This is a genomic window from Streptomyces sp. NPDC002676 (assembly GCF_053592455.1).
Window position 1 is genome coordinate 665,900 of record NZ_JBSFVT010000001.1, and the last position, 16,527, is coordinate 682,426.

The 16,527-nt window shown below is 68.6% G+C and carries 21 protein-coding genes; 20 read left to right on the plus strand and 1 reads right to left on the minus strand.

The features are described 5' to 3' along the window. Positions 1-50 precede the first annotated feature (50 nt). From ACWD3E_RS02995 to ACWD3E_RS03060, 14 genes are all read left to right on the plus strand, one after another. Positions 51-1,178: a ParB/RepB/Spo0J family partition protein gene (locus ACWD3E_RS02995; protein ID WP_451385769.1), complete on the plus strand. Its 1,128-nt coding sequence runs from the start codon at positions 51-53 to the stop codon at positions 1,176-1,178. Positions 1,179-1,299: 121 nt separating this feature from the next. Next, a complete protein-coding gene (locus ACWD3E_RS03000; protein WP_451385770.1) occupies positions 1,300-1,638 on the plus strand; it encodes a hypothetical protein in 339 nt (112 codons plus the stop codon). After that, positions 1,635-1,886, plus strand: coding sequence for a hypothetical protein (locus ACWD3E_RS03005; RefSeq protein WP_451385771.1), 252 nt, complete (start codon positions 1,635-1,637; stop codon positions 1,884-1,886). Before ACWD3E_RS03000 ends, ACWD3E_RS03005 begins: the two co-directional genes overlap by 4 nt. A gap of 14 nt (positions 1,887-1,900) precedes the next feature. Beyond that, a complete protein-coding gene (locus ACWD3E_RS03010; protein ID WP_451385772.1) occupies positions 1,901-2,836 on the plus strand; it encodes a hypothetical protein in 936 nt (311 codons plus the stop codon). A 228-nt stretch (positions 2,837-3,064) separates the two neighbouring features. Then, the gene (locus ACWD3E_RS03015) at positions 3,065-3,277 is read left to right on the plus strand and encodes a hypothetical protein (RefSeq protein ID WP_451385773.1); all 213 of its coding nucleotides are present in this window, start codon (positions 3,065-3,067) and stop codon (positions 3,275-3,277) included. A 183-nt stretch (positions 3,278-3,460) separates the two neighbouring features. Further along, complete coding sequence (locus tag ACWD3E_RS03020) at positions 3,461-4,156, plus strand: poly-gamma-glutamate hydrolase family protein (protein ID WP_451385774.1); 696 nt, start codon at positions 3,461-3,463, stop codon at positions 4,154-4,156. Then, complete coding sequence (locus ACWD3E_RS03025) at positions 4,153-4,377, plus strand: hypothetical protein (protein ID WP_451385775.1); 225 nt, start codon at positions 4,153-4,155, stop codon at positions 4,375-4,377. Before ACWD3E_RS03020 ends, ACWD3E_RS03025 begins: the two co-directional genes overlap by 4 nt. A gap of 55 nt (positions 4,378-4,432) precedes the next feature. Next, positions 4,433-5,092 carry a ParB/RepB/Spo0J family partition protein gene (locus tag ACWD3E_RS03030; RefSeq protein ID WP_451385776.1) on the plus strand — a complete coding sequence of 220 codons (660 nt, stop codon included), beginning with the start codon at positions 4,433-4,435 and terminating at the stop codon, positions 5,090-5,092. Then, a complete protein-coding gene (locus ACWD3E_RS03035) occupies positions 5,089-6,534 on the plus strand; it encodes a methyltransferase domain-containing protein (RefSeq protein ID WP_386306554.1) in 1,446 nt (481 codons plus the stop codon). Before ACWD3E_RS03030 ends, ACWD3E_RS03035 begins: the two co-directional genes overlap by 4 nt. An 86-nt stretch (positions 6,535-6,620) precedes the next feature. After that, a complete protein-coding gene (locus ACWD3E_RS03040) occupies positions 6,621-7,067 on the plus strand; it encodes a hypothetical protein (RefSeq protein ID WP_392212662.1) in 447 nt (148 codons plus the stop codon). Positions 7,068-7,253: 186 nt separating this feature from the next. Continuing rightward, positions 7,254-7,790, plus strand: a complete 537-nt coding sequence (locus tag ACWD3E_RS03045; protein WP_143053682.1) for a hypothetical protein — start codon at positions 7,254-7,256, stop codon at positions 7,788-7,790. Next, entirely contained in the window at positions 7,787-9,325 is a 1,539-nt protein-coding gene (locus tag ACWD3E_RS03050) for a terminase large subunit domain-containing protein (RefSeq protein ID WP_451385777.1), read from the plus strand. The genes ACWD3E_RS03045 and ACWD3E_RS03050 overlap by 4 nt, the downstream gene beginning before the upstream one ends. An 88-nt stretch (positions 9,326-9,413) precedes the next feature. Further along, a complete protein-coding gene (locus ACWD3E_RS03055) occupies positions 9,414-9,800 on the plus strand; it encodes a hypothetical protein (RefSeq protein ID WP_451385778.1) in 387 nt (128 codons plus the stop codon). 41 nt (positions 9,801-9,841) lie between these two features. Then, complete coding sequence (locus ACWD3E_RS03060) at positions 9,842-11,668, plus strand: hypothetical protein (RefSeq protein ID WP_451385779.1); 1,827 nt, start codon at positions 9,842-9,844, stop codon at positions 11,666-11,668. A 101-nt stretch (positions 11,669-11,769) separates the two neighbouring features. Here the strand turns inward: ACWD3E_RS03060 and ACWD3E_RS03065 are convergent, their stop codons facing one another. Next, complete coding sequence (locus ACWD3E_RS03065; RefSeq protein WP_451385780.1) at positions 11,770-12,549, minus strand: hypothetical protein; 780 nt, start codon at positions 12,547-12,549, stop codon at positions 11,770-11,772. A 140-nt stretch (positions 12,550-12,689) separates the two neighbouring features. On the opposite strand from ACWD3E_RS03065, the gene ACWD3E_RS03070 reads away from it, so the two are divergent. The 6 genes from ACWD3E_RS03070 (at position 12,690) to ACWD3E_RS03095 (ending at position 16,522) form a co-directional block, all read left to right on the plus strand. After that, positions 12,690-13,373 (plus strand): hypothetical protein, encoded by a 684-nt coding sequence (locus tag ACWD3E_RS03070; RefSeq protein ID WP_451385781.1) that lies wholly within the window; start codon positions 12,690-12,692, stop codon positions 13,371-13,373. Positions 13,374-13,522: 149 nt separating this feature from the next. Then, on the plus strand, positions 13,523-13,942 hold the full coding sequence (locus tag ACWD3E_RS03075) for a head decoration protein (RefSeq protein WP_451385782.1): 420 nt from the start codon (positions 13,523-13,525) through the stop codon (positions 13,940-13,942). Positions 13,943-13,955: 13 nt separating this feature from the next. Beyond that, positions 13,956-15,011 (plus strand): major capsid protein, encoded by a 1,056-nt coding sequence (locus tag ACWD3E_RS03080; RefSeq protein ID WP_451385783.1) that lies wholly within the window; start codon positions 13,956-13,958, stop codon positions 15,009-15,011. After that, a complete protein-coding gene (locus ACWD3E_RS03085) occupies positions 15,011-15,298 on the plus strand; it encodes a hypothetical protein (RefSeq protein ID WP_451385784.1) in 288 nt (95 codons plus the stop codon). The genes ACWD3E_RS03080 and ACWD3E_RS03085 overlap by 1 nt, the downstream gene beginning before the upstream one ends. Positions 15,299-15,369: 71 nt before the next feature. After that, complete coding sequence (locus tag ACWD3E_RS03090) at positions 15,370-15,696, plus strand: hypothetical protein (protein WP_451385785.1); 327 nt, start codon at positions 15,370-15,372, stop codon at positions 15,694-15,696. Between the two features lie 7 nt (positions 15,697-15,703). Continuing rightward, a complete protein-coding gene (locus tag ACWD3E_RS03095; RefSeq protein WP_451385786.1) occupies positions 15,704-16,522 on the plus strand; it encodes a hypothetical protein in 819 nt (272 codons plus the stop codon). Positions 16,523-16,527: the final 5 nt, after the last annotated feature.

Consider the following 16,527-nt stretch of genomic DNA (forward strand, 5'->3'; position numbering starts at 1 on the left):
CCAGAAGGAAGGGGGAAAGAGAAGCCCCCGCCGACCTCTTGGAGTCCGAAATGCCGCACAAGTTCGCCACCCTGAAGATGCGCCAGATCCGCCGCAACCCGAACCAGCCCCGCGAGACCTTCAACGAGGAGGCGCTGACCGAGCTGGCCAACTCCATCAAGGAGCACGGTCTCCTCCAGCCGATCGTCGTCCGCAAGATCGCCGAGGGCGGCTACGAGCTGGTCGCCGGCGAGCGCCGCTTCCGCGCCAACGAGCTGGCGGGCAACATCACCATCGAGACGAAGATCCTCCTGACCGAGGGTGACGCCGAGATCAGCGACATGGACTCCTTCAAGAAGGCCATGGCCGAGAACCTGAACCGCGAGGACATGCTCCCGCTGGAGGAGGCGCGCGGCTTCAAGAAGGTCCTTGACGAGGAGGAGGGTGCCGACCCCGCCAGCGTCGCGAAGACCTTCTCCAAGTCGGTCCAGTACGTCAACCAGCGCCTGGCCCTGCTCGCCCTCCGCCCGGAGATCCAGACGGCCGTCGACCTCGGGCACATCGGCACCCAGGCCGCCGTCCAGATCGCCGCCCTCTCGCGGGACAACCAGAAGGCCGTCTTCGAGGACTGGAAGAAGGGCGACAAGAGCGACAACCAGCTCGTTCACATCGCCTACGCCATGCGCAAGCAGGAGAAGGCGGCTCAGCAGGACTCCATGGTCGACGTCGAGGAGATGACGCCCGAGGAGAAGGCCCAGCGCACCCGCGCCCAGGCCAAGACCAAGAGCGACCTCGACGAGATCGAGCGCATGTGCGAGCTGCTGGACAGCGTCGGCAAGGCCGACCCGATGGAGCTGGCCCGCGCACTGGAGGGGCAGGTGGGCAAGCGGCTGGAGCAGATGGACAGGGTCGCCGCCTTCGTGCAGAAGGCCCGCTTCAACCTCCGCCAGGCCAAGGCGCACGCCGACGCCAGCGAGATCATGGTCAACCCCGCGGCGGCTGCCCCCGACCTGGTCGCGGAGGCCGACGCCGCGCTGGCCCGCCTGGAGCCCGCCGCCGACGACAGCTCGGAGACGGAGGCGGAGCCTGCCGCCACCCCGCAGACCGAGGCCGCCGACGAGCCGGGGCACCAGCCCGCCCCGGACTCGGAGGAGAAGGACGCCGACGCCGACGCGCAGCCCGTCGCCATCGCAGCCTGACCATCCACCCGGGCGGCACCGGCCTCGGCGACGAGGCCGGTTCCCCCAGTCACCGCCTGACCATCCACCGCGGGCGGCCCCCAGCGGGCCGCCCCCTCTCTTCCCTTGGGAGCCCCCAGTGATGAACGACATCCGCGCCATGCGCAACATCAACCGCAACCTGTTCGAGGGAGTGCCGGCCACGGCCAACGCCCTTGAGGAGTACGACTCCGACGCGGCCCGGCTCGTCCGCGAGGCCGCCCAGCACCTGGTCAAGGCCCGCCGCGACAACAACACGGAGGCTCTGAACGAAGCCAGCAACGCGACCTTCCTCGCTGCCGCCGAACTCCTCAACCAGGCAGGGCGCTCCGTCTACGTCCGGTTCCCCATCATGGTCGCGGCGCGCCTGGTCGAACTCGAAGCGGCGCTCCTCACCGCCAACGCCCAGAGCGACGGCGGGGCGGAGGAGCGGACGGCGTGAAGCGGCCCGCACGCATCGACGGCCTCAAGACCTGGCCCGACGACGGCACGCTGCCGCCCGAAGTCTGCCGTCTCTGTGACGCCGACCTGGCGGACACCTGCAACCAGGTTGCCTCCGCGATCTGTGTCGTCTGCGGCTACTGGATCTGCGAGCTGTGCGACGGCGGCACGGACCCCGCCACGGGCGACGCCGTCTGCGCCGACCACAAGGGCCACCCGCTCGCCGTCAACTGCACCGAGTACGCCTGACCTTGGAGTTCACCATGAAGATAGATCCCGACGTTCTTGAAGTGCTCCGTGTGGCCTCGGTCGACGGCCCGGAGCTCCGGCTGAACGGCCAGCTCGACCGCAAGCTGTACGAGCGCGTCAACCTCGCCCTGCACGCAGTCGGCGGCCGGTGGCACCGCTACAGGAAGGCCCACGTCTTCACCGTCGATGCCGCCGACGCCGTAGCCGGACTGCTCGCTACCGGCGAGGTGCTCACCGACGCCGACCGAGGGTTCTACGCGACGCCCAAGCCCACGGTCGAACGCCTCCTGGACCTCGCCGAGCTCGAACCCGGATGCGAGGTGCTGGAGCCCTCTGCGGGGCGCGGCGCCATCGCCGAAGCCGTCGCCGCCCGCGGGGCCGTCGTGGACTGTGTCGAACTCGACGCCGCTCGCGCGGAGCACATCCGCGCCGGCGGGTACGCCCGGCAGGTCACCACCGCCGACTTCTTCACGGTCAAGGTGGAGCGCCGCTACCAACGGGTCATCATGAACCCCCCGTTCGCGGGGCGGCAGGACATCCGGCACGTGGAGCGGGCGTTGCGCTTCATCCAGCCCGGTGGCCTTCTCGTCGCGATCATGTACGGGAGCCTCACCTACCGGGACGACAGAAGGACGAAGGACTTCCTCGCTCGGATATGGGAGGCGCGGGGAACCCTCTGGGAGCTGCCCGCCGACGCCTTTCCGGCGGTGGGCGTGGCGACGGTGATCGCTGTCATCCCGGTTCGCGACGTGGCGCCTCCCGCGAGCCTCAAGCAGATCACGCTCAGGCCCGAGGACTTCACCGCTCGGCCCCGGGCCGTGCAGCAGGACCTGTTCTTCACGGACGGACCGACCGAGCACGGAACGGCGCCCTTCGAGGGGTTCGGCTACGGGGCTCCGCCTGACCGGTGGGATCACGCGCGCGAAATAGATCCCAACACTCAAGGGTGATACGGTCTATCTCGTTGGTGGGAACGGCCACAGCCGAGGAACCGGCCCACCAGCACGCCGTGGCATGCGGCATCCCCTTCGGTGCCTGGCGGGTGGCCAATCCCCCGCGCCCTACCCGCCAGGCACCGGCTCCGCGCCGAAGCGAAGCCGCCGGGACCGCGACGCCACGAACACGACCGGACCCGCCCCCGCCACGCCGGGGGCGGGTCCCGTGCACTCCGGAGCGACATGAGCGCAGAGGACTTCAACGGAAATCCCGAGGACCGTGAGCTGTACCTACGTCTCCTCATCGAACGAGACGGGCCCCCGGACAAGGCCGCCGACGAGCGGGACCCGGGCCGACGCATCCACAAGGCCCCCGACCGGGACGTCGAACGGCGCAGCGCGGAACTCGAAGCAGCCATTTCGACCAGACGACCACCCAGGAGAACAGCGGCATGACCGAGGACCAGACACCGGGGCGGAACGGGCACGGCGAACCCCCCGTTCCCGGCGCGGAGTGGTGCAACTCCTGCGAGTCGTGGTGCCTGCCGCCAGGCATCTGCCGCTGCAACAACCGCTAGACGCTGGGGCGGTGGCCGTGGTCACCGCCCCAGCGGTCATCCCGACTCAAGGAAGTGCTTTATGACCACCGGTCTCTACAATTCCTTCTCCGCACTCGCCAGCGCCCAGATCGAAGGCATCGACTACCAACGCTCCTGGCGCTCCTCCCCGATCTCCACGCTGCTCCACCTGGCCATCCACGGCGGGGGGATCGAGCAGGGGACGAGTGAACTCGCCAGTGCAGCCGCAGGCGACGTGCACGACTTCTACACGTTCGACGGGATCAAGCAGGCCGACAACGGTGACCTGCACATCACCTCGACCAGCTTCGATGACCCCCAGGCGCTGGCACTCGCCCAGGGCGCCACCCACATCGTCTCCTGGCACGGAGCCGCCGGCGCGACGCCCATGACGAACCTCGGCGGGCTCGACTACCCCTTGCGTGACCGCATCGGACAGTCCCTGGCGCAGGCAGGGTTCGCCGTTCAGGTCGCCAACGAGGAGGTCAACGGCAACGACGTCAGGAACATCTGCAACCGCGGCGTACGCGGCATGGGCGTGCAACTGGAGATCAGCACCGCCCAGCGGAAGGCGTTCTTCCTCAACGGCGACCTGTCCCGCGCCAACCGCGGGAACGTGACGGACGTCTTCACGTCCTACGTCACGGCGGTCACCGGCGCCATCACGCAGGCCCTTGTCGCCGCAGGCAAGGGCCAGCCGGTAGTCGTCACCCAGCCGGGCCGAGAGACGGTCGACTCAGTAGCGTCGGGCGCATGACGACGTCGCGCCAGTACACCGGTGAGCGCATCGACCTCGACCCGCTCACCGCCAGCACCATCACCGACAACCACCTCGACGCCATCCGCGCCGAACTCCGGCACTACCGGGACAGAGACGAGAGGGCCAACGCCGCGACCACTGACGGCACTCCGCCAGCAAACGGGCGGGCCGCGCCGGCCGCCAGCCTCCCGGCTGAACCGAGCCGACAGCTCGGCTGATCGTCTAGTGTTGGCGTGCGTAGGGCGCGGGGAACGGCCTACACAAGGGACGCCCGTGACCACGCTCGCCAACATCCCCGAACAGCTCCTGCCGCTCGCCGTTCCGATCGGCGACCTGGCCCCGTACCACCGCAACCCCCGCACCGGCGACCTCCCGGCCATCGCCGAGTCGCTGACGGTCAACGGCCAATACCGGCCCGTCGTGGTCAACAAGGGCACCCACACCGGACGGCCCAACGAGATCCTGGCAGGCAACCACACCGTGGCTGCCGCCCAGCAGCTCGGCTGGGAGCGCATCGCGGCCACCTGGATCGACGTCGATGACGAAGCCGCAGCACGCATCGTCATCGTCGACAACCGGACCAACGACCTCGCGGGATACGACACCGCCCTGCTGGCCGAAGTCCTCTCCGAGATCCCCGACCTCGCCGGTACCGGATACGACCGCGAAAGCGTCGACCGGCTCCTTGACGACACCTCGCTCCCCGAGACGCTGGAGCTGACCTCCGACGGCGCGGGCACCGGAGCCGCTGCCACAGTGGACTACCTCCAGTGGGGCTACCTCCAGTGGGAGTCCAAGCGGGTTCGGATCACCTCCGAAGAGGTTGAAGCCCTCAACGCCATCTACACGAAGTTCGTCGACGACACCAACAGCGACCTCGGCTTCGGCTGGCACGTCCTCCAGGAAGCCCACCAGGAGGGCGACGCCGCATGAGCAAGGCACCCACGACGACGTTCTACGAGTCGTACCCGCTCGATCAACTGCGCCCCGCCGACTACAACCCGCGCCGCCTCAGCGAGACGGCCTTCGTCCGGCTCCAGGCATCGCTGCGCCGCCACGGAGTCGTCAAGCCGGTGATCCTCAACGCGGACGGCACGCTGGTCGCAGGCCACCAGAGGACGAAGGGTCTCAAGGCCATCGGCATGACCCACACCCCCGCGGTCATGCTCGGCACGAAGGTCCGCCTCCAGGACGAGATCCAGTTCAACCTGCTGCACAACCGTGTGGAGACCGAGGCCAGCGTCGTCTACGCCGAGCCCGGCGAGATCGGCGCCTGGTCCTGGATTCCGTGGCAGTCCATCCGCGTCGCCGAGCGGAAGAACCTCTCCTTCGTCAACGCCATCGGCCACATGACCGCCGGCCACGGCCCCTGGGGCAGCGTCGTCATCGACGACCAGGGCCGCATCGTCCTCAACGCCGAGTACGCCGTCGTCGCCTCCTTCTCGCGCTTCGACCTCCTGGCCTGGACCGTGGCCTCGGCCGACGCCGCCCAGCTCCACGCCGATCTCACCGGCGAGTACGGCGTCTACGACTGGAGCGCGATCGAAGACAAGGCCCCGGTCTGGAACCAGCACATCGTCCAGCCCAAGCGGCTGCGACAGTTCTCCTCCAAAGCCAAGGCGGGGAAGCTCGCATACGGCTCCGAGACATGGGACCAGCTCGTCACGCCCTGGCTCAAGCCCACTCAGCGCGTCGTGGACTTCGGCGCCGGATACGGCGACTACGCCAAGCATCTGAGGGCCAAGGGCTTCAACATCCACGACTACGAGCCCTACCGGTGCCGGGACGGCTCTTACGCCGTCGACATCCGGGCCGTCGTCGGCATGATCCGCGACATCGACAAGGACATCCGGGCCAACGGCCTGTACGACGTCGTTGTCCTGGACTCCGTCATCAACGCCACCACCTCGCTCGACTACCAGCATTGGGTGATGACCACCGTCAACGCCCTGTGCGCTGCTGACGGGGTGGTGTGCCTCGGCACGCGGAGCCTTGCACGCGAACTGCGCGACGAGCAGGCCAAGCGGGTCACCTCGCAGACCGCGACCACGAAGATGAGCTTCCTCGACGACGACAACGTGGAGATGAACTTCGTCAAGGGGAAGTGGCAGAAGCTCCGTTTCCACACGCCCGAGACGCTGGAGCCCATGCTCCGGCGCTACTTCAAGGACGTGAAAGTCACTGACCTCAGCGGGTCCAACCTCAAGGCGACATGCCGTCGTCCCATCCCGCTCCCCAAAGAGGAATACGAGAAGGCATTCGAAGAGGAATTCAACATGCCTTACCCGAATGGCTTCCGTCATGACAGGCATCTGGAATTGGTGGGAAATTTGATAAAATTGGTAGTAGAGAGAAATGAATCTCTCGCCAATTAGGAAACACAATTGGGGAGCGCATGTCGCAGCGAATACAGATACAGATTGAATCGCGAAGTCGGTACTACATCATGTGGCTGGCTGGCGTGCGGCACGTCGCCCTCGACCAGCACTGCCTGCGCAGCTTCGGCCAGCCCGACCGCCCCCGAGTGGACGTCCGCCGGCGGCACCAGACCCTCGAACTCCCGCAGGACAATCCGCCGCTGGCCTGGTACCTGTGCGCTCTGCCCAACCCATGGAACTGGAGTCAGAACGCCCACCTGGCCTTCGAGGGTGCGCCGGGAGAACAGTGGGATGGCCCCGCCCTCGTGCCAGGGCTGTACGTACACCTCGACAACGCCCGCCCGATCACCGGATGGGGCGAGCACAGCATTCCCGCTGACGAACCACGCCGGAACTCCGTCCGCTACCGCACCTGCCGCAACTACCAGTTCGCCTGGTGGCTCCGCACCCAGCGGAACGCGCCGGACGCACCGCCCGAGTTCATCCCGCCGAAGAGGCCAGGCGAGGGTGAACAGATGTCGCTGATGTGATTCCCCCCGGAGCGGGGCCGGACGATCACCGTCCGGTCCCGCTCCGTCTTGTCCGCAACTCCCCTCTATCAAATGAGGAGTTCGGCGAGAACGTCACCGAGGCGGTGCAGAGGGCGGCTCTCGGCAAGGAAATGGGATCATGGACCTGGGCGCGGGGGCGCACCCGAGCTGTGGAGGACCCCCGCCGTGGGACGCCCCGACAAAGCCGCGCGTGCGGCCATCGCGCGCCGCCGCTCGGACGCCATCGACCTACGACTCGCCGGCGTGGACTGGCTCACGATCGCTCGCAAGCTCGCCGCAGATCCGACCGCCAACTCCGACGGCATCGCCTACCCCCAGGGCTACGGCATCGAGCGGTACCGCAAGAACCAGGACCCGCCCACTGACGAGGCCCTGATCCACGCTGCCTGCCGCGATGTCCGCACTGCCCTCGCCGACCGCCGTGCCGAGCTGAACGACGACGTCGACGAGCTGCGCGCACTGGAGGCCGACCGTCTCGACCGGCTGTTCTTCGTGGCGTACAAGAAGGCGGTCCGCGACCAAGACCTCGCAGCCATCGACCGAACCCTGCGGATCATGGAGCGGCGCGCCCGGCTACTCGGCCTCGACATGCCCGTCCGAACGGAGCTGTCCGGCCCCGACGGCGGACCGGTGCAGATCGAGAACGTCACCGCCGACGAACTCGACGCCCTGATCGCCCTCACCGACCCGGACGCCGAATGAGGCCCCGCGACAACGAGAGCGTCATCGCCCACTACAAGACGCTCCCCCCAGCCCAGCGCCGCGCCATCGCTCGGTCCGCCTCCCCGACGCTGCGGGCCGAGCTGGCACGCGCGGAACGGCAGTTGGCCATGGACCGATCGCCGGGAGCCCTCGCCGCCGTCCTCACCGGCGGGCGGGAGATGCAGGCGCCGCACCTGGACCTGATCGACCGCGCCTTCATCGACATGGCCGAGGGCCGGTGCGACCGCGTCATGCTCACCATGCCCCCGCGGCACGGCAAGAGCCGACGCGCCTCTCGCTGGGCACCGCTCTGGTACCTCCGGCGCAACCCCGGCCACCGCATGATGATCGCCAGCTACTCCGCCGACCTGGCCGACGACCACGGCCGCTGGATCAGGGACGCCATCTACACCTGGGGCGACGACCTCGGCATCCAGCTCGCGCCCGGCAGCAAGGCCGCCAACCGCTTCGACATCGTCGGCGGCGAAGGCGGGCTCCTCGCTGCGGGCATCGGAGGTGGCCTCACCGGACGCGGCGCCCACATCGCCATCGTGGACGACCCGGTCAAGGACATGGCCGACGCGGACTCTCCGACCATGCGCAAGCGCGCCTGGGACTGGTGGACCTCCGTCATACAGACCCGACTCGAACCGACCGGCGCCATCTGCCTGATCCAGACCCGCTGGCACGAAGACGACCTCGCCGGACGCATCCTCGCCACCGAGCGCGACGCGTGGCGCGTCATCGACCTACCAGCTCTCGCCGACAGCCCCGACGACCCGCTCGGCCGGGAACCCGGCGAGCCGTTGTGGCCTCAGCGGTTCGACGCAGCCCACCACGCCCGAACCCGCAAGCGTGTCGGCGAACGGGTCTGGGGCGCCCTCTACATGCAGAAGCCGCGTCCGCCGGAGGGAGGCGTCTGGAAGCGCGAGTGGATCGACACCGCCAGGATCAACGCCGTCCAGTTCTCCGGCATCGACATGGCGCGCATCGTCGTGGCCGTCGACCCCGCCGGCGGAGAGTCCACCGTCGGCGACGAGACCGGCGTCATCGGCGTGGGCCGGGACTTCGACCGGCAGCTCTACGTCCTCGCCGACCGGTCAGGCTCCATGGGCGCCAACGACTGGGGCCTTGCCGCCTGCCGACTCGCCCTCGAACTCAAGGCCGACGCCATCGTGGTGGAGAAGAACTACGGCGGCGACATGGCAAGGCAGATCGTCACGCAGGCATGGGAGCAGCTACGCCGTGAAGGCGTCACCAAGGGCCTGCTCATGCCGATGATCCTGGAGGTCACCGCCAAGGTAGGCAAGCGCCTCCGCGCCGCGCCCGTGGCCCAGCTCTACGAGCAGCAGCTCGTTCACCACGTCGGCGAGTACACCGAGCTGGAGGACCAGATGGTCACCTGGGTCGAAGGAATGGACAGCCCGGACCGTATGGACGCCGCCGTGCACGGGCTGACCGAACTCGCCGACCCGGACCAACTCGACACGCTGCCAACAGACATTGACGACGACCGCTTCGACGGTCGCCGCTGACACCCAGCTCCGCCAGCACCGGAAACGGCCCCAAGAGGAAACGGCCCAGCCCGCTCGGGAGCCTCGGACCGCTGCTAGCCTCACGATCATGGGGAGCAGGGGGAGTTGGACCACAGCCCTGTGCACCGCCGCGCTCGCGGTCGCGTGCCTCACGGGCTGTTCGTCCGGAGCGGAGAAGCCGACGGCTGAGGAGCAGCGCGCCGCGCACCTCGACCGTGTACGCGAGACGTACCGGCTCGGGCGCAGCGAAGGGCTGGCTCTGCAGCGGCAGAAGATCGCCAGCGGCGCACCACCCGCCTACTCCAGTCCGAGCGAACAGGAGTGCAAGGACCGGTGGGACCAGCTCGGCGAGCGCCAGCAGAGCGCGGGCGACCGCGGCGGCTTCCTCGCCGCGTGCTCCTCCTTCCCCGCGCCGGGGATGCCCGGATACGACGAGGCGGTGGCAGAGGTCAGCGCCCCCGAGCCAAGGCCGTAACCTGATCTTGCGGCGCGGGGCCGACTGCCTGGAGGGGCACTGTGGGCCTGCGCGAGCTGATCACCGACGTCTGGAGCTGGCTGGACTACAAGCCGGTCATGGCGGACCCACGCCGTCCGGGCCGGAACGCCTGGGCAGAGCTGACCTCGTCCTGGGTTCCTGACGAGGACCTGCGCCGTCTGGCTGCCTACCGTCTGCTCGCGGCGTACGACTCCAACCAGGCCGGCCAGGTCGCCGCGATCACCGGTGACGACGAAGCGGGGGCCGAGCGGCGTGAACTCGGTGACGCCTCGAAACTCGTCGACACCGCACTCGGCTACCTCCTCGGCTCCGAGCAGACCATCACGGTCGCGGGCGCGGAGCACGCCGACGACGAGCCGACGAGCGAGGCCGCCATGGCGCTGGCCGTTCAGGACAAGCTGCGGGCCTGGGCGGAGAAAGAGCTGCTGCCGCTGCGCATCCAGCAGGCGGAGCGGACGGCGATCCTGCTGGGCGACGCGGTCTACAGCCTCGCCTGGGAACCGGCCAAGGGCCGCGTTCTGCTGCGCACCTGGGACCCGGGCCTGTACTTCCCGGAGTGGCCGGAGGACGGGGAGCAGGACGGCGCCGAGTTCCCCATGCGGGTGCACCTGGCTTGGGAGCTGCCCGAGGACAAGCGGCGCGGCCTGAAGGCCAGGCTCCGCCGCATCACCTACGAACTCGGGCCGATCGCTCCCGCCAGCCGACGCGGCACCGCGAAGAACGGCAACGCGGTACGCGAGTACATCTACGCCGACGACGGCGCACCGGTCCTGAGCACAGGCGACTCCCTCAACAGCGAGACCGGCGCGATCACGCGAACCTACCCCTGGGCGCCAGGACGGCCGACCCCGTGGACGTGCTACCTCACCGACGCCGAATGGGAGCTGGACGACCTCAAGTACGCCGACTTCCTCTACGACCTGCCCATGGACAAGGCCACCTACCGAGTCCGGTCAGACGGCGAAGTCCTCGACCGCCTCGACTTGATGGTGGACTTCATCCCCCTCGTACAGGTCACCAACTCCATCCCGGCCAGCGGCGAGCACTGGGGCAAGCCCACCGTGGCCACCGTCCTCCAGGCCCTGGACGAGCTGTCTGCCACCGACACCGACAGCTCCGGCGCCTCAGCCACCACCGGTTCACCGATCATCGGCCTTGCCGGGGCACGACTACCCATCGACCGCGCCACCGGACAGCCCCTCCCCGTCAAGGTCCGGGCCGGGACGGTATGGCAGCTCAACGACAACGGACGCATGGACGTCCTCGACACCTCCGCCCAGCTCGCTGAACTGCGCGCCCGCGTGGACCACATCCTCGACCGCATCGCCGCGAACAGCCGCCTCACCGCCGCCGGCCTGGGCACGCTGGACCCGACCGCCCTACCGTCCGGCTACGCCCTGCAACTCGCGCTCGGCCCGCTGGACTCGCTCGTCGCCGCCATGCGCCTGGCCCGGACGCACAAGTACGCCGTCCTGCTGCGCATGGTGCAACGCCTCCACCAGGCGGGGCAGGCGGAGGGCTGGCCCGCGGGTGAGTCCCTTCCTGCCCGCCTCATGTGGGGGCCGCACACTCCGACCGACCGCGCCGCCGTCCTGGACGAGGTGGTCAAGGCCGTCGGCGCCGGGGTCCTGTCGGTGGAGACCGGTATACGGATGCTGATCGATGCCGGATACCCCATTGACGACGCACAGGCGGAGGTCGAGCGCATCCAGTCCCGCGCCTTCGAGGCCGCAGCTCGTCTCGCCGACGCCACTGGCGACAATGCGGCTGTGCGGCAATACCTCGGGCTGCCCGCAGCCGACCCCGAAATTGGCTCCATCCCACTCCCCGAAGATCGTCGTGGATAAGCCCAATGACATATCTAGCTGTAGGTCCGCTGGCGGGGCTGGAGGCCCGGCGATACGGTGCTGCGACGGCCGCGCCGGAACCTGTGTAACGACATGCGCGGCTACTCGTCGGATCCTTCTTCGGCGTCTTCGTCCTCGTCTGTTTCATCGGATTCATGAATCTCGGGCTGATTCTCCGCGAGTCGGCTAATAGCGCCAGGGAGGCTGCCAGATACCAGTTCATTGATAGCATCTGGAGAGATTGACAGTCCCTCTGCCCCAACCTTGGCGAGGAGCATTTGTCGTAGCTTGATACGGCATTGGACCTGATCTTCAAGATCACTGGCGATTGCGTTTTGCTGCCGCCTGTAGGGCCCCCAGCCCCGAAGGATCTTCAGCAGTGTTCCCAGGGCGACCCCGGTTGCGCCAATTTCGGCCAGAATTTCTACAATTAGGGGATTTCGATAATTGATCGACCGGAAGCGGTAGGGCCCCGTAGGTAGGCGCCTCGACGTCTCGTCAGCGCGAAGCTGGTCTAGGAGCCTTGACCAGGGGAGATAGCCCCTACCCGGGGCCATCAGGGTTAGGAGGAACCCTTCGGCGCGGCGCCCCAGGGGGAAGTGCATCCACTCTTCCAGGTATCGCTCAATCTCCTCCAATTCTCGACCTTCACGCTCGAAAACCCCCGGGAGTTCCCGTCGGCGAGCCTCTTGTACAAGCCCACGGACTCCTCCTTTTCGGAGTGTGGTAACAAGCCAGTTGTCAGCTTCGCCTTGTGCCACGTGAGTCGCCAATTCGAGCGAGCTTTGCGTCACAATTTCGATATCGTCGAGGAGGCCGGTAAGGACGCCCACAGGAGTCCTTCTGCCAACTTCGAAGGTCAATGCGTACAGCTCCGCCATATCCGATACGCTGCATCGTTGAGGAGGGATGGGCGACCTGGAGACGTCCATCCGGGGCAGAGGGACGGGCGGACCGATCCACGCCGCAGCTACACTGATCATCGGCGCGGGGGCGCTGGAGACCTGTGGATGGTTCACGCATGACGCGCCCCTCGCTCCCCAACCCGCTCGAACCGGTCGGGCACCGCCGTGACGGGCGGCCGATCTACCCGATCCTCGGTGCGTCTCCCGAGGACGACTCCAAGCCCGAAGGCGACGGCGGCGCGGCCGGCGGCACGGTCACGCAGGAGGACCTGTCGCGGCTGCTGGCCCGCGAGAAGACGCAAGGCGGACGCGCGGCCGTGAAGAAGCTGCTCGGCGATCTCGGCTTCGACAACTCCGAGGCCCTGACCGAGTTCATCACCACCAAGCGCGAAGCCGAGCAGGCCGCCCTGTCCGAGGTCGAACGCCGGGAGCAGGCTGCCGAGGAGAAGCTGAGGGCCGCCGAGGCGCGAGAAGCGCAGGCCGCCGCCAAGGAGCGAGCGGCCGTCCGGCGCTCCGCCCTCGCCGGACTTGGCGCGGCCGGGGACGACCTCAACGACGCGGTACTCCTCATCGACCGAGCCCTGGCCGATCAGCCCGACGCCGACGAGGAGGCGGTCGCCACGGCCGCCGAGCAGTTGAAGGAGCGGCGGCCGGAGCTGTTCGGCCAAACCCGCGAGGCCACACCGCCCGCCCCCGGCGGTTCCCCCGCAGGCGGACCGCCGTCGCGTGGCGGCGTACCGCCCAAGCCGGGTGCGGCCGGACTGGAGATGGCGCGGCGCCGGGGATTCATCTCCGGCTGACCAAGCCCAGCGACGTCATGGCGCACACCATGACCCCACCGGCGGGACAGCCGGACATGGGGACCACGCCCCTCACACCTCCCGTGGACGGCACCACCACCAGGTGAGTGCGCGAATCCGATTCGCTTCACGTCCACGGGAGGACGGCTGTGACACTTCAGCCCATCACCACGTCGACGTCGTACACCGCCGACCGGGCCTGGCTCGCGTCGCTGCACGGCACCGACTCCACCGAGACCATCACGCTCGACCTGTCGAAGCTGACCGCGGGCACGCATACCGCCGCGTCGACCGACACCGCCCAGCCCTACAGCCGGGTCCTGTCCGGCGTACCCGTCGGCAAGATCACCGCGAGCGGTCTGTACGGGGCGTTCGACCCGACGGCGACCGACGGCCGCCAGAACCTCGCCGGTCACGTCTTCGCCGAGGCGCTGTTCGCGCCGACCGCCACGAAGGTGCCCGCCGCCCTGCTCTGGCACGGCGTCGTCGTCGCCGCGAAGGTCCCCGGCGGCATCGACCCCACCAAGGTCACCCCCTCGGTGACCGGTCCGCAGATCCGGTACGTGTGAGAGGCGGCCGACGATGACCATTCAGGACCTGATCAAGAACGTCGCCGCACGCGACCTCACGACCTTCGCCCGCGCGATCCCCTCGCCTGCGGATCACCTGTTCACCAAGGACGGCGGGATCATCCCGACCTTCGAGCAGGACGAGGTGAAGTGGCGGGTCAAGGACAACGGCCGGTACGTCAACGTCGCGAAGTACCGGGCCTTCGACGCGAGCGTGCCGTTCGCGTCCCGCGAGGCGTGGCAGACCACCCGTGAGGGCATGCTGCCGCCGCTGGGTCAGAAGCTCCTCGTGGGTGAGCAGGAGCAGATCCTGCTGGAGGCGTCCCGAGGCGCGGACGAGGACCGGCTGATCGAGCTGCTGTACGACGACACCGAGCGGCACGTCGAGGCGATCCGTTCCCGAGTCGAGCTGGCTTGGGGTGACGTCCTGGTCGACGGCAAGTTCTCGCTCGTCGCGGAGAACGGTCTGACCACGGAGGTCGACTGGGGCGTGCCGGCGGGCAACCTGCCGACCGTGCCGAAGCTGTGGTCGGACCCCACCTCCGACCCGATCAAGGACGAGCTGGGCTGGATTCAGTACCTCGACGACCGGGGCGCTCCCTTCCCGGAGCTGGTGGTCACCAGCCGCAAGGCGTTCTCGTTCCTGGCAGCCAACAACGCCTACAGGGCGGCGTACTACGGCTCGGTGAACCCCTCCAACACCCCGACGGCCACGCTCACTCCGCAGCAGATCAACGTCGTGCGAGACAACTACGGCCTGCCCCCGATCACCTTCTACAAGGGGCAGGTGCGCGTCGACGGCGTCCAGACCAAGGTGCTTCCGGAGGACCGGTGGATCATGCTGCCGCCGGACCGTGCGAAGTGGGGGCAGACGATCTTCGGCGTGACGGCCGAGGGACTGGCGCTGTCGCGCGGCACGAACCCGGAGATCACCAAGGAGGACCGGCCGGGCATCATCATCACCCGTGGTGCCCAGGACGACCCCGTTCAGATCTGGACTAAGGGCGCAGCGGTCGGCATGCCGGTGCTGCACACCCCGGACGCTCACATCGTGGCGAAGGTGATCTGATGGGCCGCCGCCTCGCAACCGCCGTGCATGTCGAGCACCCGACGACCCGCGAGTGGGTGGTGCTGGAGCCCGGCGACGAACCCGACGACGAACTGGCCGCTGAGATCACGAACCCGCATGCGTGGGAGGACGACGAGCCGACGGCCGACCAGGACGAGCCCGAGCCCGACGGGCCCAAGCAGGAGGAGTCGCCGCCCTTCGGCTTCGCCGGGCAGCCCGAGGCCGAGGCCGAGCCCGCGCAGCCGGCGCCGCGGCGGCGCCGGAAGACCACCGACACCGACGAGTAAGCACACGAGATACGTCAGCCCGTCCCCGCCCCGTCCGGGTGGGGGCGGGCGATGGCCATCCAGGAGCAATGATGGACCCGATCCTCCTCGCCTGGCTGCGGGCGCAGCTCGGCACCGCCACGGACGAACAGGACCTCACCGCACGCTACGCCCGCCTCGGCCGGGCCCGCGCAGTCGCTGCCGAAGTCCTGGCTGAACGCCGCGCCAAGCTCCTCGCCGAGCCACTGCGTATGACGGTCGACGGCGTGGTCACCGTCGACCAGAGCAACAACCTCGCCGGACTGGAACGCCAGATTGCGGGACTTGCCGAACTCGTGGCCCCAGATGACCCGGTGGCGGGGGAGGCGAGCGTCGACCTGGTGACTGCGGCGCTCGTGCCGTCCCGGCGCACGAGGTAGAGCGGCCATGCCGTACGAGTGGCCGCCGCTGGTGCCGGGAGATCCTGACGAGATCGCGCGCCGTGTTGCGGCCGTACTCGAGGAAGCCTGGCAACGCCTGGCGAGCAAACAGCAGGAAGTGCTCGCCAGGTTCGCCGACAATCCACGTACGCCGTACACGCTCGCCACGCTGGAGGAGTTCAAGCAGGCCATCGGCGAGTTCCGTCAGCGCGTGGACCAGGAGGCTCAGCAATTCGTACAGCGGCAGCTCCCTCACCTGTACGAAGACGGCGGGCGGACGGCCGCCGAGGCCCTGGGCGTGACCTTCACCTGGACCACATTCCACCGCGACGCGCTCCAGTCGCTCGCAGCAGACTCCTACGCCGACTTTCTACGCCGCTCCGAGGAAGCCGAGCGGATGGCCAGCCAGTTCTACCGCGCCGTGCGAGAAGCTGCGCGCCGCGAAGTGCCGCTGCTGGCCGCGGGCAACATGACTGCGATGCAGGCAGCGAAGAATCTCGCCAGACGGCTGGCCGCCCAGCACAAGCTGACACACGTCGTCTACCGAAACGGAGCGCGAGTACCGGTGCGCGCGTGGGCCGAGGCCGCCACGCTCGCGAAGTCGGCGGTCGCCTACAACGCGGGAACTCTCAACCGAACCCGCCAGGCTGGCGTGACCAGGGTGGAGGTCTTCGATGGAGCCGACTGCGGCTGGACCACACACCAAGACCCAGACAAGGCCAACCGCACAGTGCGTACTGTCGACGACGCCGCTGACTGGCCAATCTCCCACCCGCGCTGCCGCCGTGCGTTCGGGCCACGCCCGGATGTCAGGGAGCCGGTCTGAGGTGG